Origin of the sequence: Martelella lutilitoris, assembly GCF_016598595.1 — a bacterium.
Lineage (GTDB): Bacteria > Pseudomonadota > Alphaproteobacteria > Rhizobiales > Rhizobiaceae > Martelella > Martelella lutilitoris_A.
In genome coordinates this window covers 1,197,592-1,219,600 of record NZ_CP066786.1, presented here as the reverse complement: position 1 = coordinate 1,219,600, position 22,009 = coordinate 1,197,592, and the positions used below count along the sequence as shown (strand labels likewise).

Below are 22,009 nucleotides of genomic sequence, written 5' to 3'. Positions count from 1 at the left end.
CGTCCCCGATTGTGCCCCCTTCCCCGTCCTTTCTCTCAGGGGTCATCCTCGGGCTTGACCCGAGGATCCAGGCAGGCTGCTCCCAGAATCGAGGCTTCATTCGACCGCGCCCACTTCAAAGGACACCGCCATGCTGCGTGAGCGCGTCCTTCCCGTTGCCACCGTCGTCTTTGCCATACTGGCGATCTGGTGCGTGTTCGTAGTGGTCATGAACCGGCAGTTTGTCGAGGATCAGGCCCGGCGCGCGGGCCAGGAGATCACCTTCGGCGAGATCGTCTCGCAGGCCTATACGCTGGAGCGGCCCGTCCTGCCCTCCCCGCATCAGGTGGCCGCGGAACTCTGGAGCACGACGGTAAAGAAGAAGATCACCTCCAAGCGCAGCCTCGTCTATCACGCCTGGATCACGCTCTCCTCGACCCTGCTCGGCTTTGCCATCGGCTCCGGTTTCGGCATCATCCTCGCCATCGCCATCGTCCACAACCGCACGATGGAACGCTCGATGATGCCGTGGATCATCGCCAGCCAGACAATTCCGATAATCGCCATCGCGCCGATGCTGATCGTGGTGCTGAACGCGATCGGCATTACCGGGCTTTTGCCCAAGGCGCTGATTTCCACCTATCTCTCCTTCTTCCCCGTCGCCGTCGGCATGGTCTCCGGGCTGCGCTCGCCCGATCAGCTGCAACTCGACCTGATGCGCACCTACAACGCCAATGACCGGCAGATCCTGTGGAAGCTCAGACTGCCATCGGCCATGCCCTATCTCTTCACCTCCCTGAAGATCGCCATCGCGATCTCCCTGGTCGGCGCGATCATCGCTGAACTGCCGACGGGGGCTGTCGCCGGTCTTGGCGCGCGGCTTCTCTCCGGCTCCTATTACGGCCAGACGGTGCAGATCTGGTCGGCGCTGTTCATGGCCGCGATCCTCGCCTCCGTCCTGGTGGCCATTGTCGGACTTGCGCAGACGGCCGTCCTCAAGCGCATGGGGGCCAGGCCATGAATGACGGTTTCGTCTGGTTCGCAATCGCCTTCTGGCTCGGCGGCTGGGCCTTCAACGAGTGGCTGGTGCGGCAGAAATTCTCCAATCCCGCGCTCAATCGCCTCGCCTGGTTTGCCGTGCCCGTCATTTTCGGCGCCGCGATCATCATCATCTGGGAAGGCGTCGTCATCGCCTTCAACATCCCGCCTATCCTGCTGCCGGCGCCGAGCGATGTCTGGGTGCGTCTGATCAATTCGCTGCCGATCCTTTGGGCCGATTTCCGCCAGACCTTCCTGAAGGCGGTGCTGATCGGCTATGCCATCGGCTGCGGCTCCGGCTTCCTCGTCGCCATCCTGATCGACCGGTCGCCCTTCCTGAAAAACGGTCTTCTGCCCTTCGGCAATTTCGTCTCGGCGCTGCCGATCGTCGGCATCGCGCCGATCATGGTGATGTGGTTCGGCTTCGACTGGCCGTCGAAGGCTGCCGTTGTCGTGGTCGCGACCTTCTTTCCCATGCTGGTCAACACTATTCAGGGCCTGTCCGCCTCCTCCAGCATGGAGCGCGACCTGATGCGCACCTATGCCGCCACGTGGTCGCAAACGCTGATCAAGCTGCGCCTGCCGGCCGCATGGCCGTTCATATTCAACGCGTTAAAGATCAATTCCACGCTGGCGCTGATCGGCGCCATTGTGGCAGAGTTTTTCGGCACACCCACGGTCGGCATGGGTTTCCGGATTTCCACGGAAGTGGGCCGGGCCAATATCGACATGGTCTGGGCCGAAATAGCGGTGGCGGCACTTGCCGGCTCCGCCTTTTATGGCGTGGTGGCGCTCATCCAGCGCGTCGTCACGTTCTGGCATCCCTCCGTCCGGTCCGGGCGGTCGTGATGAACCAACCGAAAAACAAGGGGAACGACAACATGAAATCGACATTTCTCGCGGCACTCGCCGCCGGCGGTCTGGCGCTCGGTGCAGGTCAGGCCTTTTCGGCAGACGAAATCACGCTGCAGCTCAAATGGGTGACGCAGGCCCAGTTCGCGGGCTATTACGTGGCGCTCGAAAAGGGGTTTTACGAGGAAGAAGGCCTCGACGTCACCATCAAGCCCGGCGGCCCCGATATCGCGCCCGCCCAGGTTCTGGCCGGCGGCGGCGCAGACGTCATCGTCGACTGGATGCCGTCGGCGCTCGCCACCCGCGAAAAGGGCGTGCCGCTCGTCAACATCGCCCAGCCCTACAAGTCTTCGGGCATGATGCTGACCTGCCTGAAGGAAAACAACGTCATGAGCCCCGAGGATTTCCCCGGCAAGACGCTCGGCGTCTGGTTCTACGGCAATGAATATCCCTTCCTGTCGTGGATGGCCCATCTCGGCATCCCGACCGATGGCGGCGAGGACGGCGTGACCGTGCTGAAGCAGGGCTTCAACGTCGATCCGCTGTTGCAGAAACAGGCGGCCTGCATCTCCACCATGACCTATAACGAATACTGGCAGGTGATCGACGCCGGGATTTCCGAGGACCAGCTCAACACCTTCAAATATGAGGATGAGGGCGTCGCAACCCTCGAAGACGGCCTCTACGTGCTTGAGGACGACCTGAAGGATCCGAAGTTCAAGGACGACATGGTCAAATTCGTCCGCGCCTCGATGAAGGGCTGGAAATGGGCGGAGGAAAACCCGGACGAGGCCGCGGAAATCGTGCTCGACTATGACGACACCGGCGCCCAGACCGAAAAGCACCAGAAGCGGATGATGTCGGAAGTCGCCAAGCTGACGGCCGGCTCCAACGGCGCGCTTGATCCGGCCGACTATCAGCGCACCGTCGAGGTTCTGCTCGGCGGCGGCTCCGATCCGGTCATCACCAAGGAGCCGGAAGGCGCCTATACGCTGGAAATCACCGACGCGGCGCTCTCCAACTAGAGCGCGTCCAGGAAAAGTGGAGACCGGTTTTCCGTCCGGACATGCGCTAGAATCCAGACGTCAGATCGATTTTCCATGCGCGCGGCTCCGTTCGGGGCCGCGCGTATTGCATTTTTGCACCAGTTTGGCTAATAATCGAACCACCCGGTTCAATTTTGTGCCTTTTCTGCCCATGACCGACTTGAAATCGGGCCAAGTTGTGACGAACTGCCTCACGACGAAAAACCGGCGGTTGCCCGATCGCGTAAAGATGACCGGACACTGACCGGCGCGCCGAGACCCATGGCGCGTGGCGATCCTGCAGATTGTTGTGGCCTCCTCCCGGCCGATAGAGGAAAACTGACATGCCGAAAATGTACCGTGTCGCCGTCCTGTCCTCCGCCTTGCTCGCGCTGTCGCTTTCGCCCGCGCTCGCCGCAGAGGCCAGCGCCCCCGCCGAAACGGCATCGAGCCTTCCGTCCATCATCGTCACCGATGTGAAGGTGATGCCGCTGACAGCGATCGTGCGGGCGACGGGCACGATCGAGCCTGTCGAAGAGGTCTATGTCCAGCCTCTCGTCGAGGGGCTTTCGATCGAGACCATCAATGCGGAGATCGGCGATCGCGTCGAGGCCGGCGACGTGCTTGCGACCCTCAGAACCGATACGCTTCTCCTGCAGAAGAGCAGCCTTCAGGCGAACAAAGCCAAGGCCGAGGCAAACCTCGCCCAGCTCAACGCCCAGCTGACCGCGAGCCAGGCCGCGCAGACAGACGCCCGCCGGCAGTTCGAACGCACCAAGCGCCTTGCCGACAATGGCTCCGTCTCCACCTCGGCGCTGGAACAGGCCGAAACGACCGCGCTCAGGGCCGACGCATCGACAGCCGCCGCGCGCGAGGCCATCAGCGTGGCCGAAGCCGACATCAACGTGACGCAGGCCGAGATCGACGACATCGAACTTCGGCTGGAGCGCACCAACATCAAGGCGCCGGTCTCCGGCATCATCTCCGGCAAGAATGCCCGCATCGGCGCGATCGCCACGGGCGCCGCGACGCCGATGTTCACAATGATCCGCGACGGCGCGATCGAGCTCGTCGCCGAAGTGCCGGAAGACAACATGATGAAGATCACAGAAGGCCAGAAGGCCGAAATCTCGCTCGTCGGCGATGCGCCTGCCCTCAGCGGCGCCGTGCGCCTGGTCTCGCCCGTGGTCGACCCCGTCACCCGGCTCGGCGACGTGTTCATCTCCATCGACGCCCCCGGCCGCGCGCGTCCCGGCATGTATGCGAGTGCCGAAATCATTGTCGAGGAAGCCGAAAACCTCGCCCTGCCGATGACCGCCGTCAATATCGACCGCCAGGGCTCCACCGTGCGCCGGGTGAAGGACGGCACAGTCGAGATCGTGACCGTCAGGACCGGCATCCAGGACGGCGACACGATCGAGATCGTCGACGGTCTTGCCGAGGGCGACCAGGTGGTGGCCAAGGCCGGCGCCTATGTGCGCGCCGGCGACCGGATCAACCCCGTGCCGGCCGCCGAAGCGCCGCTCAACTGAGGTCTGAACCATGAATTTTTCAGCCTGGGCCATCCGCAATCCGGTCGCGCCGCTCCTGCTTCTCGGCCTGCTCCTTTTCATGGGCCTGCAGTCGTTCCGCGACATGCCGATCACCCGTTTCCCGAATATCGACGTGCCCGTCGTCGCCGTCACCGTGACCCAGAGCGGCGCGGCGCCGGCTGAACTGGAAATGCAGGTGACGAAGAAGATCGAGGACGCGATCGCCAGCGTCTCCGGCGTCGACGAACTGAACTCCACGGTCACCGACGGCGTTTCCACCACCTCGGTGCTGTTCCGCATGGAAGTGAAGCCCGACGATGCGCTGCGCGACGTCAAGGACGCGATCGACAATATCCGCTCCGATCTGCCCGCGAATGCCGACGAGCCTGTGGTGCGCAAGATCGACGTCGAAGGCCAGGCAATCCAGACCTTTGCCGTCTCGTCGCCCAATATGTCGCTGGAAGAGCTCTCCTGGTTCGTCGATGACACGATCGAGCGAGCGCTACAGGGCATTCGCGGCGTCGGCCGGGTTGACCGCTACGGCGGCGCCGACCGCGAAATTCAGGTCTCGCTCGATGAGAACAAGCTGGCGAGCTACGGCATAACCGCCTCCGCCGTCAACGCGCAGCTGCGCCAGACCAATGCCGATACCGGCTCGGGCCGCGGACAGGTAGCCGGCGCCGAACAGGCCATCCGCACGCTCGGCGACGCCCGCAGCGTCTCGGATCTCGCCAACACGATGATAGCGCTCGGCAATGGCCGCTTTGCCCGGCTTTCCGACCTCGGCACGGTGACCGACACCTATGAGGAGCCGCGCACCTTCGCCCGCCATGACGGCAACCCGGTCGTCTCCTTCGGCGTGTTCCGCTCCAAGGGCGCCAGCGAGGTCACCGTGGCCGACGCGGTGGCCGAGGCGCTGGACGAGGTCCGGGCCGAAAACCCGGATGTCTCCATCGACCTGATCGACGACGCCGTCTACTTCACCAAGGGCAATTACACCGCAGCCCTCGATACGCTCTATGAAGGCGCGATCCTTGCCATCATCGTCGTCTTCCTGTTCCTGCACAACTGGCGGGCGACGCTGATTGCCGCCGTGGCCTTGCCCTTCTCGGTAATCCCGACCTTCTGGATCATGGACCTGCTCGGCTTCTCGCTCAATCTCGTGAGCCTGATCTCGCTGACGCTGGCGACCGGTATTCTTGTCGACGACGCGATCGTGGAAGTGGAGAACATCGAGCGGCATATCGGCATGGGCAAGACGCCCTACCGCGCGGCGCTTGACGCCGCCGACGAAATCGGCCTTGCGGTGATCGCGACAAGCTTCACCATCATCGCCGTCTTCGCGCCGGTTTCCTTCATGCCCGGCATTCCGGGCCAGTACTTCATCCAGTTCGGCCTGACGGTGGCCTTCGCCGTATTCTTCTCGCTCGTTGTCGCCCGCCTGATCACCCCGGTGATGGCCGCCTACATGCTGAAGCCGGCGAAACACAAGGCCGAGGAAGACAACGAGAGCAATGACGGAAGGGCGATGCGCGGCTATACGGCGGCCGTGCGCTGGACCACGCGGTTCCGCTATGTGACGCTTCTGGCCGCGCTCGGTGTTCTTGCCGTCTCACTGTTTTTCATGTCGAAGATTCCCGGCAGTTTCATGCCGCCGGAGGATGCCTCGCGCATCGTGCTTTCCGTCGAACTGCCGCCAAACGCCCAGCTTTCCGATACCGAGGCGATGACCCAGCTGGTGGCCAAGCGGATCGAAGGCTTCGAGGGCGTGGAAAGCGTCACCGTGCTGGGCGGCTCCTCGCCGCTCGGCGATCTCGAATATCGCCGCGCGACCGTGACCGTGACGCTGGAAAACCTCGCCCATTCCCTGTCCGAGGCGATCGTCAATGATGTCATCGGCGGCATCCCGCTGATCGGGCAATATCTGCCGAAGCTCGAGCCGCAGGGACGCACCATCCCGCAATGGCAGATCGAGCAGGAAGTGCTGGCGGCACTGTCGGACATTCCCGACCTCCGCATTACCAAGCTGAACGACCGCGGGCAGCGCGACATCCAGTTCAACTTCCTCTCCGACAACGAGGAAGACCTGCAGCAGGCTGTCGCCATTCTGGAATCGAAGCTGCGCGCCGATCCGATGCTGGACAAGGTGTCCTCGGAAGGGGCGCTTCCGCGGCCCGAACTGCAGATCCACCCGAAAAAGGAGATTGCCGCACGGCTTGGCGTGACGCCGGCAGCGATCGCGGAGACCGTGCGGGTCTCGACCGTCGGCGACGTCGACGCCAACCTGCCGAAAATCTCGCTCGACAACCGGCTGATCCCGATCCGGGTGCGCACGGATCTCGAACTGCGTCGCGATCTTTCGGCGATCCGCAACCTCAAGGTTCAGACCGCGAGCGGCGAAATGGTGCCGCTGTCGGTGGTCGCGGACGTCAACTACACGGAGGGCGTCGCCACGGTCGACCGATATGACCGCCATCGCGTTGTCACCATCGGCGCCAACCTGCCGCAGGGCGTGGCGCTCGATCCGGCAACCGCGCGCTTCCGCGAAATCGTCGAGAATACCGAGATCCCGGAAACGGTGACGCTTGCCGAAAGCGGCGACGCCAAAATCCTTGCCGAGATGCAACAGAGCTTCATCAACGCGATGCTGCTCGGGCTTTTCCTGGTGCTGGCGGTGCTGATCCTGCTGTTCAAGGACGTGATCCAGCCCTTCACCATCCTGTTCTCGCTGCCGCTGGCGCTTGGCGGGGTGGCGATCGCGCTGATCCTGACGGATGAACCGGTCTCGATGCCGGTGATGATCGGCCTGCTGATGCTGATGGGCATCGTCACCAAGAACGCGATCCTGCTCGTCGACTTTGCCAAGGAGGCGATCTGGCACGGCATGGAACGGCGCGCCGCCCTGGTGGAGGCCGGCCGCAAGCGTGCCCGGCCGATCATCATGACCTCGATCGCCATGTCGGCGGGCATGCTGCCGGCCGCCCTTGGCGTCGGCGAAGGCTCCGCCTTCCGCGCACCGATGGCAACGGCGGTGATCGGCGGCATCATCGTCTCGACCGTGCTGAGCCTGCTCGTGGTGCCGGCCTTCTTCATGATCATGGACGATATCGCCGGATTGCTCAGATGGGCGTTCAGCCGCTTCATCGGCCGGCGCGATCCCGACGATCATGTCTACACCACCGAGGAAGCGGGGCGCCTCAGCGAAGCCAACCGCGCCAAAATTGCCAAACTCGAAGAGCGGCTCGACGAGATCGAGAACAACCGCGACGGCTACGGCAGACACGGCATGGCCTGACCATTCCGGATTGGCGAGCGGAAACATTCCGCTAGCGGAAAACCCGTTTCTCTTTAAATCGTTTCGCTCAGGGGCCGGGTTCAAACCGGCCCTTTTGCCATTTGCCACGCCTGTCTTCGGGCCGCGCCGCAAACGTCAAAATTTCCGGCTTTCAGTTGATTGAAATCAATACCCCGCGCTGCATCTGCTTCTAGGTTTCATTCCGGCAGAAGGCCTCCTCATCCCTCCCAAACCGATGAGACGGCCTGGCCGCAGGACAGGCGATGCGGATGGTCTGTATTGCCTGCGACAGTCAGAGACTTGACGCGAAGAACCGGTTTTGCCTGGGAAAAGGAAACGGGTTCTGGCGCGGGCAACCGGCGACATTGCGGCGTGCACCGGTCGTGTTGCAGATCTGGACAGGCAAAAAGCCCGGTCGCCGCGGGGCCGGGACAGGAGACGGACAGTGAACAGGACCCTCTTGCTGAACGAGCGCAAAAAAACGCTTTTTGTCGAAACCAAGCTGACGGCAAGCATGGATATGGCGACCATGAACAAGCTGATGGAATGCGCGACTTTCGCCAATTGCTACCCGCGCGACGTGGTATTCCGTCAGGGCGATCCGGCAACTCATTTCTACAGCGTGCTTTCCGGCTATGTTCGCCTCTTCCGGCAGAACAGCGAAGGCCGCGAGGCCGATATCCGCGTCTGCGGCCCGGGAGACAGCTTTGCCGACGAACTGATCTTCGGCGGCGACACCTACGAATATCACGCCCAGGCCGCCGACAAGGCGATGCTGGCGCGCTATGACATCAACCGCGTGCGCAACGCGGCCCAGGCCGATGATGGCATGCTGGCGCGCGCCATAGCCGGCTCGCTTGCGGGCCAGCTTCAGGAAACCATGGACTGCATCGCCAATGACCGGCTCAATACCGCCGTCCAGCGCGTTGCCCTTTACCTTCTGGAACAGGCCGAAGGCCAGGAATCGCCCGCATCCTTCCGCCTCGCCTTCCAGAAGAGCCTTCTTGCCGGAAAGCTGGGGCTTGCCCCGGAAGCGCTTTCCCGCGCCTTCGCGACGCTGAAAGGTCTCGGCGTCCACGTACACGGCCGCATCATCGAAATTGAGGATATGGACGCGCTGCGGGCTCTCTGATCTGCGCACCGGTCATGCGGCCGACCTGACAGCCGGCGGGGTAATGCCCGCCGGTTTCTTTCGTTTCAGAGCCCCTTACAGCCCGCCGGTATCCTTCAGGAAGGCAATGATCGCCTCGACCCCATCGCCCCGCTTGAGATCGGTAAAGACGGTCGGCGCGCCGGCGCGCATGCGTTCGGCATCCGACGCCATGACATCGAGGTCTACCTCGACGTAAGGAGCCAGATCCTTCTTGTTGATGATCAGGAGATCCGAGCGGGTGATGCCCGGTCCGCCCTTGCGCGGGATTTCCTCGCCCTGGGCGACCGAAATCACGTAGATGGTGATGTCGGCAAGGTCCGGCGAGAAGGTGGCAGCCAGATTATCGCCGCCCGATTCGATGAAGATGATGTCGAGATCGGGAATGCGGCTGTTGAGTTCGGCGATCGCCTGCAGGTTGATCGTCGCGTCCTCGCGGATGGCCGTATGCGGGCAGCCCCCGGTCTCCACGCCGACGATGCGGTCGGAAGAAAGCGCCTGCATGCGCACCAGAGCTTCCGCGTCCTCGCGCGTATAGATGTCGTTGGTCACCACGGCGACGGAGTAATCTCGACCCATCGCCTTGCAGAGCTTTTCCGTCAGCGCCGTTTTGCCGGAGCCCACCGGACCGCCGATGCCAACGCGCAGGGGACCGTTTTCAGACTTCATGTCGAACCTCGTCAAATCGAAAAATTAGCTGCGAAAAAGTCGCGAATGCTGGGTTTCATGGCGGAGCGCCGAGACATCGGCCCGGAACGTGCAGCCGCCAAGATCGTCAAGGCCGGAGACGGCCGCGCGCGCCGCCGTTTCAAGGATCGTCTCTTCCAGCCCCGCCAGCACTTCAAGCCCTGAGACCTGGCCGCAGAGCGACAGCCTGATGGCGGCGGAGACCGACTGGGCGATCTGGGCATGGAGATAGCCCTGGCAGGCCGCTTCCAGACCGATGCCGTGCGCTCCTGCGACGGCGCCAAAGGCTACCGGCAGCGCGATCTCGTCCGGCAGTTCGGCAAGCACGGGCGCAGGCCAGGCGGCGGCGGCCGTGACAAAGGCCGATCCGAGAGCCAGCGTCTCCTGATGGCGTTCGCGCGAGCCGGCAAGGGCGGCGGCAAGTGCCGCCGTCTCGCCAATGCGGGCGCTGTCACCCTCCGCGCGATGGCTTTCGCACAGAAGCACGGCGTCGTTCCAGAGAAAGCCCTGCGCAAGCCCCGAGGAAAGCCAGTCCTTCAGGCCCGCCGCGTCCCGCAGCAGACCGTCATGAGCGGCCCGTTCCAGCCCGCCGGAATAGGCAAAACCGCCGAGCGGAAAGGCCGGCGACAGCCAGGACATCAGCCTGAGCAGCGACGCGCCCGAAACGTTGGCCGCCTCAATCGTGGTGGTGGTGATGGCCGTGATGGTCGTGATCTCCGTGACCGTGATCGTGGTGATGGTCGTCGTGATCACCGTGATGGTGATCGTGACCGCCATGGCTGTGATAGGCGCCGCGCACCGGCTGGAACGGTTCGACGACTTCGCTCACCGTCGCGCCAAGACCATTGAGCATCTGCCGGATGACGTGGTCGCGCAGGATCAGGATCCGATCGGTCTCGATCTGCGCCGGCAGATGCCGGTTGCCGAGATGCCAGGCGAGTTCGATGATATGGAGGCCGTCGCGGGCGCGAATCTCGTAAAGCGCCTCGGGGGCTGCGACGATCTCGATCAGCGCACCGTCTTCCAGCACCAGCCGGTCGCCGCTGGCAAACAGCACGGCTTCCTTCAGATCGAGCATCACCGAACCGCCATCGGCAAGCTTCAGCGCCTTGCGCCGAAGATGGCGGGCGTCATGGGTCAGTTCGACGCGGCCGGAGACCGGACCGCTGGCCGCGCCTGCCGGAATATAAGTGGTCACACGTTGCATTCTATCCCCTTCAGCCAAGCCTGAAACGATCCAGGGTGATCAGCATTCATAGCAAGATTGCACCGCTTGGCAAGCGCGTGCACTGCAGCAATGCCTAGGCGTGCCCGGCGTGGTGAGGATGGTCCGGATCGTCGATCTTCTCCGTCTTGACATCGGCGGAGAGTTCCTGGCGGGCCTTGCCTGTCGGCTGACGGGTGAAGCCGGTCATCGGACCGGTCTGCTGGAAGTCGCGCTTGATTTCGACGTCGGAGGTCAGATAGGCGGTGATCAGTTCCGCGATCGACCGCAGCGCATGCATGTGGATGCGCTCATAGCCATGCGAGGCATCGACGCCGAAGGCGACAAGCGCGGTGCGCACATCCGCGCCGGCTTCCACCGCGCTGGCCGAATCCGAGCGGTAATAACGGAAAACGTCCTTCTGGTAGCGGATATCGTTGAACTTGCAGAGGTCCACCAGCTTCTTGGTCAGGTGCCAGTCGAAGGGCCCGGTCTGATCGGCCATGGCGATGGTGACGCCGAACTCGGAGGAATTCTGCCCCGGTGCAGACGTGCCGTTGTCGACCGAGACCATGGAGGCAACCTCCGGCGCGACGATCGACGAGGCGCCGACGCCGACTTCCTCGGCAATGGTGAACAGCCAATGGCTGGCAACCGGCGTTTCGACATTCGCATCCTGCATCGCCTTCAAGGCAGCAAGCATCAGCGCCACGCCGGCCTTGTTGTCGAGATGGCGGGAAACGATGAAGCCGTTGTCGAGAAATTCGGGCTGCGGATCGATGGCAACGATATCGCCGATCTCGATGCCCAGCCTGTCGAGATCTTCCTCGTCACGGCTCAAGGCATCGACGCGCAGCTCGACATAGTCCCAGCCGACCGGCATTTCGTCGATCTCGTCATTGTAGGTGTGGCCGGAGGCCTTGAGCGGCAGGATCGTGCCGCGATAGGCCCCCTTTTCGGTGAAAAGCGTCGCCCGCGCGCCTTCGGCAAAGCGCGCCGACCAGGTGCCGATCGGCACCAGTTCCAGCCGGCCATTGCCTTTCAGAAACTTCACCTGCGCGCCGAGCGTATCGACATGGGACACGACGGCGCGCGCGCCGCGGCTGTCAACGCCCCGGCGCACGGCCCGGATGGCGCCCCTGCGGGTCAATTCCACGGAGAGGCCAAGCTTCTCAAGCTCTCCTGTGACGAAGCGGACGATCGGATCGGTGTAGCCTGTCGGCGAGGGAATCGCGAGCAGCGATTTCAGCATGTCGGACAGGTACTCGGAATCAATCGTCAGTCGTTGCATCACTCACTCGTTTTTCTGCGCCTCGCGGGTAAAGGCCCTGGCCCCGGCCGGCATGGACAGGGGGAACAGCAGGTCGACGAACCGTTCGGCCGTCGGCTGCGGCTCATGGTTGGCAAGCCCCGGGCGCTCGTTGGCCTCGATAAATGCGTAGTCAGGGTTTTGGGGCGACTTGATCATCAAATCAATCCCCACGACCGGAATATTGATCGCTCGCGCCGCGGAAATCGCGGCATCCACCAGCTTCGGATGGACGATATCGGTCACGTCATGGATCGTGCCGCCGGTATGCAGATTGGCGGTTCGGCGGACGCGGATTTCCTCGCCCTCCTTCGGCACGTCGGCGAAGGTGTAGCCTGCGCCGCGGACCGTCCGCTCCGTTTCAGCATCAAGCGGGATGGAGGATTCGCCGCCGGTCGCCGCACTGCGGCGCGCGCTCTGGGCCGAGATCAACTGCTCGATGCTCGAGCGTCCATCGCCGACAATATGTGCCGGGCGACGCACGGCGGCCGCCACCAGCCGGTAGTTGATGACGATAAGGCGGAGGTCCTCACCCTCGACCATCTCCTCGATCAGCACCGTATCGCAATAGGCCCTGGCGGCCTCCACCGCCTCGCGCACTTCCTCGAGCGTGGTGACGCCGACGGAAATGCCCCGGCCCTGCTCGCCGCGCGCCGGCTTGACGACCAGCGGGCCGGCCTCTTCAAGAAAACCGGCGATCGCCTCCTCGCCGGCGTCGGCGGTCATCTGACGCGGCACGCGCACGCCGGCCTCCTCGACGAAGCGGCGCGTCACCGACTTGTCATCGCAAATCGACATCGCCACCGAAGTCGTCAATTCCGAAAGGCTCTCGCGACAGTGGATCGAACGGCCGCCATAGGACAGGCGGAAGAAGCCGCCCTTGGCATCGGTCACCTCCGCCGAAATGCCGCGTCGTCGCGCCTCGGCGACGATCAGCCGGGCATAGGGGTTCAGCGCCTCGTAATCCTCCTGTTCGGGTCCGGTGAACAGTTTCTCGTTGATCTGGTTCTTGCGCTTGACGGTGAAGAACGGCACCCGCTTGAAGCCGAGCTTTTCATAAAGCTTGATCGCCGGCACATTGTCATGCAGCACAGAGAGGTCGAGATGGGAAGCGCCGCGGGCGAGGAAATGCTCGGCCAGCCTGCGCACCAGCGCCTCGCCGATGCCGCGCTGACGCGCCTGCGGATCGCTTGCAAGACACCAGAGCGACGCGCCCTTTTCCGGATCGTTGAAGATCCGGCCATGGTCGATGCCGGTCACGGTGCCCAGAATATTTCCGGTATGCTCGTCCTCGGCGACGAAATAGACGATCGAACGGGCATCGCGCTGGCGCCAGAAGAAATCCGGCCGCACCACGACCATGCCGCGCGCGGCATAGATGCGGTTGATCGCCTGGGCATCGATTTCCGAGGTCAGCCGGCGGATGAAGAAGCCCTGCGGCGGCTTGGAGGGCGCGGCGCGATAGGTCGAAAGGTCGAGCCGGTAGGTGTGCGAGGGATCAAGGAACACCTCCTGCGGCGCGTTGGCCAGCACCACATGCGGATCGCGGACATAGATGGCGATGTCGCGATGGTCCGGCACCTCGGCGCGCAAGGTCTCGATCAGCAGCCTGGCATCGGAAAAGGTCTGGCCGAAGACGATCCGGCCCCAGCCGCAGTCGATGGAGACGTCCTGTTTCATCGCGCCGCTGTTATCACCGCCTTTGATCGGCGGCTTCATGCCCTGGGTCCGCATCTTCTTCAGGCGATGGGAATAGGCATCGCGGCCGCGGTGTTCCGGTTGATCCTTCGGCCCCTTTTCCGAACTCATCGGCTCTTCCTCAAATCTCGTGAGACTGCAACCACATTTCCAGAAGCGCAACCTGCCACAGTTCCGAGCCGCGCAGCGGCGTGATGTGGCCGATCGGATCGATGAACAGGTCGTCGAGATAGGACTTGTTGAACAGGCCGCGCTCGCTGGAGACCTGGCTCGTCAGCGTGTCACGCACCATGTCGAGATATTCGCCCGAAATGTATTTGAGCTGCGGCACCGGGAAATAGCCCTTCTTGCGGTCGATCACTTCATGCGGCACGACGAGACGCGCGGCGTCCTTCAGCACGCCCTTGCCGCCGTCATTGAGCTTGAATTCCGGCGGGATGGTGGCCGCCAGTTCGGCAAGCTCGTGATCGAGGAACGGCACGCGCGCCTCAAGCCCCCAGGCCATGGTCATGTTGTCGACGCGCTTGACCGGGTCGTCGACCAGCATCACCTGGCTGTCGAGCCTGAGCGCCCGGTCGACAGGCCCCTCGGCGCCCGGCGCCATCAGATGGCTCTCGACAAAGGCGCGGCTGACGTCTTCCTCGGCCAGCCATTCCGGCGAAAGGTGACGCGACAGCCTGACATGGTCACGGTCGAAGAAGCCCTTGGCATAATCGCCGACGACATCGTTGGAATTTTCAAGCGGCGGATACCAGTGGTAGCCGGCGAAGATCTCGTCCGCCCCCTGGCCCGACTGCACCACCTTGATGTGCTTGGAGACTTCGCGCGACAGCAGGAAGAAGCCGATATTGTCGTAGGAGACCATCGGTTCCGACATGGCGTTGATCGTGTCCGGCAGCGCGCTCATCAGTTCCGAGGAGGGCACGAAGATCTTGTGGTGATCCGTGCCGAAGCGTTCCGCGATCAGGTCGGAATAACCGAACTCATCTCCCTTCTCGCCATTGGCCTCCTCGAAGCCGATGGAAAAGGTCATCAAGTCCTTCTGCCCCTCCTCGGCCAGAAGCCCGGTGATGATCGAGGAGTCTACGCCGCCGGACAGCAGCACGCCGACCGGAACGTCGGCAACCATGCGGCGCTTCACGGCGGTGCGCAGCGCCTCCAGCACCCGGTCGCGCCATTCCTCGCGCGACAGGCCGGCGGTCGCAGGATCACGTTCATGCGGCGGCGCCCAGTAACGGACATCCTCGAACGAGCCATCCGGCTCGTAGCAGCGCGTCGTCGCCGGCGGCAGTTTGCGCACGCCCTTCAGGATCGTGTGCGGCGGCGGCACAACGGCGTGGAAACTCATGTAATGATGCAGCGCCACCGGATCGACGGACTTGTCGACGCCGCCGCCGCGCAAAAGTGCGGGAAGCGTGGAGGCGAAGCGGGTGTTCTTGCCGCTCGTGGTGTAGTAAAGCGGCTTGATGCCGAAACGGTCGCGCGCGAGCATGGCCCTGCCGCTGTCGCGCTCGATGACGGCAAAGGCGAACATCCCGTGGAAATGCTTGACGCAATCGCGGCCCCAGGCGTGATAAGCCTTGAGGATGACCTCGGTATCGCCGGTGGAAAAGAAGCGGTAGCCTTCCTCCTCGAGCGTCTTGCGCAGCTCCGGATAGTTGTAGATGCAGCCGTTGAAGACGATCGTCAGACCGAGTTCAGGGTCGGTCATCGGCTGTGCGGCCTTTTCGGAGAGATCGATGATCTTCAGGCGGCGATGACCGAAGGCATAATTGCCGCGCCCGACAATGCCGCTGCCATCCGGCCCGCGCGGAGCAAGCGCCTCGGTGATGCGGGCAACGGCCTCGGCGTCCGCAAGCGTTCCGTCAAATCTGATTTCTCCGGCAATACCACACATGTTCTGGTCGACTGCTCCTGTCCTTGGCGCCGGCCCGAGAAGGAAGGGAGGTCTCCACAGAGCCAGGCGCGGGTTCGATTGTCTCGTCGCCGTCTGCGTTCAGCCAGCGCGGCGAAATTGCGTTGCGGGCGAGAACCCGCGCTTCTGGGTTGCTTTTTGGTTACAACAAAAATCATTTGAGTTCAAATAATTTCTGTTGTAATTGACTGGTTCCATGAAGGACGAGGACCTGACATCGAAAAACGCCGAGGCCGTGATGAAGGCGATACGCCGGATCGCGCACGCCATCGACATCCGTTCGAAACGCATCGGGCGCAAGACGGGCCTCACGATCCCGCAGATCGTCGTGTTGCAGGCGGTAGCCGACCAGGGCGCGCTGACGACCGCGGCGATTTCCAGACAGGCCGACCTCAGCCCGGCGACGACCGTGACCATTCTCGACAAGCTCGAAGCAAAGGGACTGATCGAGCGCAAACGGTCTTCATCCGACCGGCGCAAGGTGCAGGCCGTGCTGACGGCCGCGGGGTCAACCACACTTGCGGGCACGCCGTCGCTCTTTGCCGACGGCTTCGCCGCGGAGTTCTCCGCCTTTGACCGGAACGAGCAGTTTTCCATCGTCACCTCGTTCCGGCGGGTCGCCGATCTCCTGGATGCGGAAGAGACGGCCAGGCCCGAAAGCGGGTTTTCGAAGCGCTGACGGGGTTTCCGTCAGTGGTTGCGCAGGGCCTCGATCAGTTCGCCCTTGTCCATCTTCGAGCGCCCCTCAATGCCGATCTTCTGCGCCTGATCGTAAAGATCATCGCGCGTCCATTCCTCGTAAGGGTCTGCCTCTCCGCCCTTTTTCGACGGCTTCATGCTGCTGTTAGCCTGGGCGTTGGCAATGCGCGCGGCCTTTTCCTTCGAGGCTCCGTCATCGCGCAGGGCCTGATAGGTCTCCTCGTCCTTGACGGACGGGCGCTGATCTCGCGTCGCTTTCGGCATTGGCCTGATCCTCCGTTTTAACCTTTTTTCCAACGCCGCAAACCGGCGAAAGGTTCCCGAAAATCAGGCGCATGCCCGCTTTCTCGCTCAGCGCTTCGAGCGCGCCTCGGCGCCTTCAACGATAGCGCGGATCGTATCAGCCACGCGGTACTGGAAGGCAAAGGAAGAATCGGGATCAAAGCCGGGATCCTCCTCCTGCCCCTTGACGGTCAGAAGCCCGTCGAGCGCAGCGCGGAACACCGCGCGGTTCTCGCCTTCGGGAAGGGCGGCGGCGAGCGCGATCAATACTTCCTGATGCGCGGCAATCTGCGCTTCGAGCCTTTCAAGACGTTCTTCCGACATAGGATCCTCTCAACATGGTTGTTTTCATCAACAGGGCACAGCCGGCATGATAAATCAATGGCGTCCACGCGGACGCTCCGAGCGGGAACCGGATGACCTCCCCCGGCGTTTGAACCGAAATCCATCTTTGATTACGGCAGGAGTCTTTCTTGGAACAAGCCGATACGGCCGATCATGAATTCCATTCCCTGACGGAAATCGTCGAGCGCACCGTCGAAGAGACCGGAGGCGGCACCGTCTCCGTCGAACAGCTGATGCGTTCCTTCGGCCATGCCTCCTTCATTCCGCTCCTCATCCTGCCGGCGCTGATCCTGATCACACCATTGAGCGGCGTGCCGGGGCTTTCCACCGTCTGCGGCCTCATCATCATGATGATCGCCGCGCAAAGACTTGTCGGCCACAAGCAGATCTGGCTTCCCGGATGGATCCGCCGCCGCACCGTCAAGACCCCGAGGCTCCATGCCGGACTCGAGAAAATCCTGCCGTTCACCCGCTTCGTCGACCGCGTCAGCCGCAAGCGGTTGACCTTTCTGTTCAAGCCGCCGCTGCTGCTGCTGCTGCCGCTTGCCTGCACGCTGTTCGGCGCAGTGATGCCGCTGATGGAGTTCGTGCCGTTCTCATCTTCGCTGATCGGCGTGGCGGTGACGCTGATCGCCTTTTCAATGCTGACCCGCGACGGACTTTTCGCGCTGCTGGCGCTCGCCCCGGTGGGCCTCGTGATCTGGGCGGTCACGAGCGTCCTGACATCGCTGTGACGCCCGGCGTGCGCGGCATCAGACCGCCACCCAGCTCTGGTCGACAACCGCCTCCATCGCCACATAGCTCGTCGTCCAGCTGACGAAGGGCAACTCGGAAATCTTCTCCGCCATGATACGCCGGAAATGCGCCATGTCGCGCGAGCGAACCTTGATCTGGTAATCGAAGCCCCCCGCGATCAGATAGCATTCCTCCACCTCGGGGATCTGCCGGACCGCCGCGTTGAACTGCTGCAGCGCCTTTTGCCGGGTGTCGCTGACCTTCACGGTGACATAGGTGACATGGGTAAGCCCGAGCTTGATCGGCGACAGCATGGCGCGGTAGCCCTTGATCAGCCCCATATCCTCCATCTGCCGGACCCTGAGCGCGACGGGGGTCTTCGACAGGCCGACCCTGCGCGCCAGATCCATCATGGAGATACGCGCGTCGACGACCAGTTCCTCGAGGATTTTACGGTTGATGGGATCGATTTCCATCGCCTGACCTGGTTTTCATTGTTTTTTGTTCCGAATGACTAAATAAATATCGAAAACAGGTCGCATCGTCCACGCAATTGACGTTAGTCTGATGAAAAACGAGGAGCAGACCTTGGCCGACACCCCCTTCCCAGCGCTCGGTTTCGAGCAGAAATTCGCCGCCGACGCCCCGCTTCTGGCAGCCCTCGCCCAAAGGGCGGACATCACGCCGGAAGAACGCCGGGCGATCAGCACACGCGCGGCCGATCTCGTCCGGCGCATCCGCTCGGAGAGCAAGCCGACGCTGATGGAGCATTTCCTGGCCGAATACGGGCTTTCGACGCGGGAAGGCGTGGCGCTGATGTGCCTGGCGGAAGCCATGCTGCGCGTGCCCGACAAGTTTACGATCGACGCCCTGATCGAGGACAAGATCGCGCCGTCGGAGTGGAACAATCATCTCGGCACGGCGGCCTCATCGCTCGTCAACGCGTCCACCTGGGCGCTGATGCTGACCGGCAAGGTGCTTGATGACCGCAACGACCCCGGCATTGCCAACACGTTGCACGGCCTTGTGCGGCGCATGGGCGAGCCCGTGATCCGCACCGCCGTCCTGCGCGCGATGAAGGAGATGGGCCGGCAGTTCGTTCTGGGCGAAACCATCGAAGAGGCGCTGAAGCGCGGTGACAGCCGGATGCAGCAGGGCTTCACCTATTCCTTCGACATGCTCGGCGAGGCGGCGATGACGGCCGATGACGCCGCGCGCTATGACCGGCACTACGCCGACGCCATCACGGCGATCGGCAAGGCGGCCGTTCACCGCAGGATCGTCGACAATCCCGGCATCTCGATCAAGCTCTCCGCCCTCCACCCGCGCTATGAGGTCGCCAAGGAAGAGCGCGTGATGGAAGAGCTGGTGCCGGTCGTCAAGCGCCTTGCCTTTCAGGCCAAACACGCCGGCATCGCGCTGCATATCGACGCGGAGGAACAGGCCCGCCTCGCGCTCTCCTTCAAGGTGATCGAAGCGGTGATGGCAGATGCCGCGATGGACGGGTGGGAGGGCTTCGGCGTCGTCGTCCAGGCTTATGGCAAGCGCGCCGATGCCGCCCTTGATGCGCTCTATGACATGGCGACGCGCTATGACCGCAAGATCAATGTGCGGCTGGTCAAGGGCGCCTACTGGGATACGGAGATGAAGCTCGCCCAGGTCAACGGCATGCCGGATTTTCCGCTCTACGCCACCAAGGCGGCCACCGATCTTGCCTATCTCTGCCTGGTCAGGAAGCTTTTTTCGCTTGGCGACCGCATCTTCCCGCAGTTTGCCTCGCACAATGCCCACACGATCGCCGCCGTGCTGGAGCTCGCCGATGGCCGGCCCTTCGAGCTGCAGCGGCTTCACGGCATGGGCGAGCGGCTGCATGACATCGTGAAGAAGGAAACCGGCGGTCACTGCCGTATCTACGCCCCGGTCGGCGCCCATCGCGATCTGCTCGCCTATCTGGTGCGCCGCCTCCTGGAAAACGGCGCGAATTCCTCTTTCGTGCACCAGATCGTCGACACCAATATTTCACCCGAGACCGTTGCCAGCGATCCGTTCGAGGCCGTCGAGACCGCTAAGCCGCCGGCGGCGCTGAAGAAGCCGGCCGATATCTTCGGCGAGGGCCGGGCGGCGGCGAAAGGTTGGGACACGACGGCAGACGATGTGCTGGCCGCAATCGAACAGGCGCGCGACGTCCCGCTTCCCGACGGCAAGCCGCTAACGGTTTCCGAACCGACCGGCACATCCAGAACCGTTGCCAACCCGGCAACGGGCGAGACAATCGGCACGGTGCTGGAGGCCGACGAGGCGACCGTTTCGCGCGCCTTCGATGACGCCGCCGTCTGGGATGCGCCGGCATCCGAGCGCGCCGCCGTGCTGCGCAAGGCCGCCGATCTCTATGAGGCAAATTACGGCGTGCTGTTCGCGCTTCTGGCGCGCGAAGCCGGCAAGACCATTGCCGATGCCATCGGCGAGGTGCGCGAGGCGGTCGACTTCCTGCGCTACTATGCCCGCGAGGGCGAGAACACGGTGCGGGCGCCGCGCGGCATCATTGCCGCCATCAGCCCGTGGAATTTTCCTTTGGCAATCTTCACCGGCCAGATTTCCGCCGCCCTGATGGCCGGCAATGGCGTGCTCTGCAAACCGGCGGAACAGACGCAGATGATCGCCCACAAGGCCGTCGAGCTCCTGCATGAGGCGGGCGTGCCGAAATCGGCGCTCCAGCTTCTGACCGGCGACGGCCCCACCGTTGGCGCGGCGCTGACAGCCGACAGCCGCGTTGCCGGCGCCGTCTTCACCGGCTCGATCGATACGGCCAAGCTGATCGAGAAATCGATTGCGGAGAACCTGAAGCCCGGCACGCCCCTGATCGCCGAAACCGGCGGGCTCAACGCCATGATCGTCGACAGTACGGCCCTTCCCGAACAGGCCGTGCGCGACATCGTCGCCTCCGCCTTCCAGTCGGCCGGCCAGCGTTGCTCGGCCCTGCGCTGCCTCTACATTCAGGAAGACACGGCCGACCATCTGATCGCGATGATCAAGGGCGCGATGGACGAGCTTGCCGTCGGCGACCCCTGGGCTTTCTCCACCGATGTCGGCCCGGTGATCGACGCCGAGGCGCGCGATGGCATCGCAGCCTACCTCAAGGAAAAATCCGGCAGTATCATCCATCAGCTGAAGGCGCCCGAAACCGGCACCTTCATCCCGCCGACCATGCTCAGGGTCAGCGGCATCGATGATCTGGAGCGCGAGATCTTCGGCCCGGTGCTGCATGTCGCCACCTACAAGGCGCGCGATCTGGAGAAGGTTGTCGAGAAGGTCAACGCCCGAGGTTACGGCCTGACCTTCGGCCTCCACACCCGCATCGACGACCGGGTGCAGGACGTGTCGGAAAGCATCCATGTCGGCAATATCTATGTGAACCGCAACCAGATCGGCGCGGTCGTCGGCTCGCAGCCGTTTGGCGGCGAAGGGCTCTCGGGCACGGGGCCGAAAGCAGGCGGCCCGCACTACCTGCCGCGATTCCTCGCGCCGGCTTCCGGTCAGTCGGGCGGCGAGGACTGGGCGGCGAATGCCGACATGAAATCGGTCGCGGCCATGCTGTCGGCGCTTGCCGAAGTCAAACTGGACGAGGAACTGATGCCCGGCGTCACCGGCGAACTCAACCGCCTCGCCTTCTACACCCGTCCCCCGCTTCTCTGCCTCGGTCCCGGCAAGGAGATCGCTGCAGCCCAGAAGGCTGCCGTCGAGGCGCTGGGCGGCCGCGCCGTTGCTGTCGATGGCCATGTCGAACCGGAAACGCTGACCACGCTTGAGGGCTTTTCCGGCGGCCTGTGGTGGGGGTATGAAGACGTGGCACGGGCCTTTGCCGCGGCGCTCGCCAAACGTTCAGGCCCCGTCCTGCCGCTGATCACCGCGATGCCGGACAAGGCCCACGTTGTGCATGAGCGCCATCTCTGCGTCGACACCACGGCATCGGGCGGCAATGCCAGCCTCCTGGCGGGGTGAGGGTTTAAAGGGCATGGGGAAGGCGCTAATCCAGTCAACCCCTCCTCACCCTCCGCGTCATCCTCGGGCTTGACCCGAGGATCCAGGCCGCTTTCCGCATGACAGCATGGGCCTTATGGCCTGCGGAGGCCGACAAGGGCATCTGCAGACGCCTCTCGCGACCAAGATGATTGGACCCTCGGATCAAGCCCGAGGGTGACGCGCGTGGAGAGGGGGGAGATCGACGAACAGCAGAGACCGCGGCAACACTTCCAATGGTAGGCCC

Annotated in this window: 18 protein-coding genes; 9 read left to right on the top strand and 9 right to left on the bottom strand. The window is 63.4% G+C overall.

All coding sequences use genetic code 11. The features are described from left to right. Positions 1 to 130: 130 nt before the first annotated feature. The 6 genes from JET14_RS05625 to JET14_RS05600 all read left to right on the top strand — a co-directional run bounded on the left by JET14_RS05625 (position 131) and on the right by JET14_RS05600 (position 8,853). Entirely contained in the window at positions 131 to 1,000 is an 870-nt protein-coding gene (locus JET14_RS05625; protein WP_200337175.1) for an ABC transporter permease, read from the top strand. Beyond that, complete coding sequence (locus tag JET14_RS05620) at positions 997 to 1,866, top strand: ABC transporter permease (RefSeq protein ID WP_200337174.1); 870 nt, start codon at positions 997 to 999, stop codon at positions 1,864 to 1,866. Before JET14_RS05625 ends, JET14_RS05620 begins: the two co-directional genes overlap by 4 nt. A gap of 32 nt (positions 1,867 to 1,898) precedes the next feature. Continuing rightward, positions 1,899 to 2,894 (top strand): ABC transporter substrate-binding protein, encoded by a 996-nt coding sequence (locus JET14_RS05615; RefSeq protein ID WP_200337173.1) that lies wholly within the window; start codon positions 1,899 to 1,901, stop codon positions 2,892 to 2,894. A 344-nt stretch (positions 2,895 to 3,238) separates the two neighbouring features. Then, entirely contained in the window at positions 3,239 to 4,426 is a 1,188-nt protein-coding gene (locus JET14_RS05610; protein WP_432443066.1) for an efflux RND transporter periplasmic adaptor subunit, read from the top strand. A 10-nt stretch (positions 4,427 to 4,436) separates the two neighbouring features. Next, positions 4,437 to 7,721 (top strand): efflux RND transporter permease subunit, encoded by a 3,285-nt coding sequence (locus JET14_RS05605; RefSeq protein WP_200337172.1) that lies wholly within the window; start codon positions 4,437 to 4,439, stop codon positions 7,719 to 7,721. Positions 7,722 to 8,166: 445 nt separating this feature from the next. Then, positions 8,167 to 8,853, top strand: a complete 687-nt coding sequence (locus JET14_RS05600; protein ID WP_246750532.1) for a Crp/Fnr family transcriptional regulator — start codon at positions 8,167 to 8,169, stop codon at positions 8,851 to 8,853. Between the two features lie 75 nt (positions 8,854 to 8,928). Here the strand turns inward: JET14_RS05600 and ureG are convergent, their stop codons facing one another. The 6 genes from ureG to JET14_RS05570 all read right to left on the bottom strand — a co-directional run bounded on the left by ureG (position 8,929) and on the right by JET14_RS05570 (position 15,666). Next, entirely contained in the window at positions 8,929 to 9,540 is a 612-nt protein-coding gene (gene ureG / locus JET14_RS05595) for an urease accessory protein UreG (RefSeq protein ID WP_200337171.1), read from the bottom strand. A gap of 24 nt (positions 9,541 to 9,564) precedes the next feature. Next, positions 9,565 to 10,197, bottom strand: coding sequence for an urease accessory protein UreF (locus JET14_RS05590; protein ID WP_246750609.1), 633 nt, complete (start codon positions 10,195 to 10,197; stop codon positions 9,565 to 9,567). A 37-nt stretch (positions 10,198 to 10,234) separates the two neighbouring features. Next, positions 10,235 to 10,765, bottom strand: a complete 531-nt coding sequence (gene ureE / locus JET14_RS05585; RefSeq protein ID WP_200337169.1) for an urease accessory protein UreE — start codon at positions 10,763 to 10,765, stop codon at positions 10,235 to 10,237. A 94-nt stretch (positions 10,766 to 10,859) separates the two neighbouring features. Then, complete coding sequence (locus JET14_RS05580) at positions 10,860 to 12,053, bottom strand: osmoprotectant NAGGN system M42 family peptidase (protein ID WP_200337168.1); 1,194 nt, start codon at positions 12,051 to 12,053, stop codon at positions 10,860 to 10,862. A 3-nt stretch (positions 12,054 to 12,056) separates the two neighbouring features. Beyond that, the gene (gene ngg, locus JET14_RS05575) at positions 12,057 to 13,880 is read right to left on the bottom strand and encodes an N-acetylglutaminylglutamine synthetase (RefSeq protein WP_200337167.1); all 1,824 of its coding nucleotides are present in this window, start codon (positions 13,878 to 13,880) and stop codon (positions 12,057 to 12,059) included. A gap of 10 nt (positions 13,881 to 13,890) precedes the next feature. Further along, positions 13,891 to 15,666 carry an N-acetylglutaminylglutamine amidotransferase gene (locus tag JET14_RS05570; protein ID WP_200337166.1) on the bottom strand — a complete coding sequence of 592 codons (1,776 nt, stop codon included), beginning with the start codon at positions 15,664 to 15,666 and terminating at the stop codon, positions 13,891 to 13,893. A gap of 214 nt (positions 15,667 to 15,880) precedes the next feature. Here JET14_RS05570 and JET14_RS05565 point away from each other — a divergent pair, with 214 nt between their 5' ends. Next, positions 15,881 to 16,363 (top strand): MarR family winged helix-turn-helix transcriptional regulator, encoded by a 483-nt coding sequence (locus JET14_RS05565; protein ID WP_200337165.1) that lies wholly within the window; start codon positions 15,881 to 15,883, stop codon positions 16,361 to 16,363. Between the two features lie 11 nt (positions 16,364 to 16,374). Here the strand turns inward: JET14_RS05565 and JET14_RS05560 are convergent, their stop codons facing one another. Continuing rightward, on the bottom strand, positions 16,375 to 16,647 hold the full coding sequence (locus JET14_RS05560; protein ID WP_200337164.1) for a DUF7218 family protein: 273 nt from the start codon (positions 16,645 to 16,647) through the stop codon (positions 16,375 to 16,377). 87 nt (positions 16,648 to 16,734) lie between these two features. After that, a complete protein-coding gene (locus tag JET14_RS05555; RefSeq protein WP_024706403.1) occupies positions 16,735 to 16,989 on the bottom strand; it encodes a hypothetical protein in 255 nt (84 codons plus the stop codon). 149 nt (positions 16,990 to 17,138) lie between these two features. Here JET14_RS05555 and JET14_RS05550 point away from each other — a divergent pair, with 149 nt between their 5' ends. Then, positions 17,139 to 17,744, top strand: coding sequence for an exopolysaccharide biosynthesis protein (locus JET14_RS05550; protein ID WP_200337163.1), 606 nt, complete (start codon positions 17,139 to 17,141; stop codon positions 17,742 to 17,744). An 18-nt stretch (positions 17,745 to 17,762) separates the two neighbouring features. On the opposite strand, the gene JET14_RS05545 is transcribed toward JET14_RS05550, so the two are convergent. Then, positions 17,763 to 18,221 carry an Lrp/AsnC family transcriptional regulator gene (locus JET14_RS05545; protein ID WP_200337162.1) on the bottom strand — a complete coding sequence of 153 codons (459 nt, stop codon included), beginning with the start codon at positions 18,219 to 18,221 and terminating at the stop codon, positions 17,763 to 17,765. A gap of 112 nt (positions 18,222 to 18,333) precedes the next feature. Here JET14_RS05545 and putA point away from each other — a divergent pair, with 112 nt between their 5' ends. Continuing rightward, positions 18,334 to 21,744 (top strand): bifunctional proline dehydrogenase/L-glutamate gamma-semialdehyde dehydrogenase PutA, encoded by a 3,411-nt coding sequence (putA, locus tag JET14_RS05540; protein WP_246750531.1) that lies wholly within the window; start codon positions 18,334 to 18,336, stop codon positions 21,742 to 21,744. Positions 21,745 to 22,009: the final 265 nt, after the last annotated feature.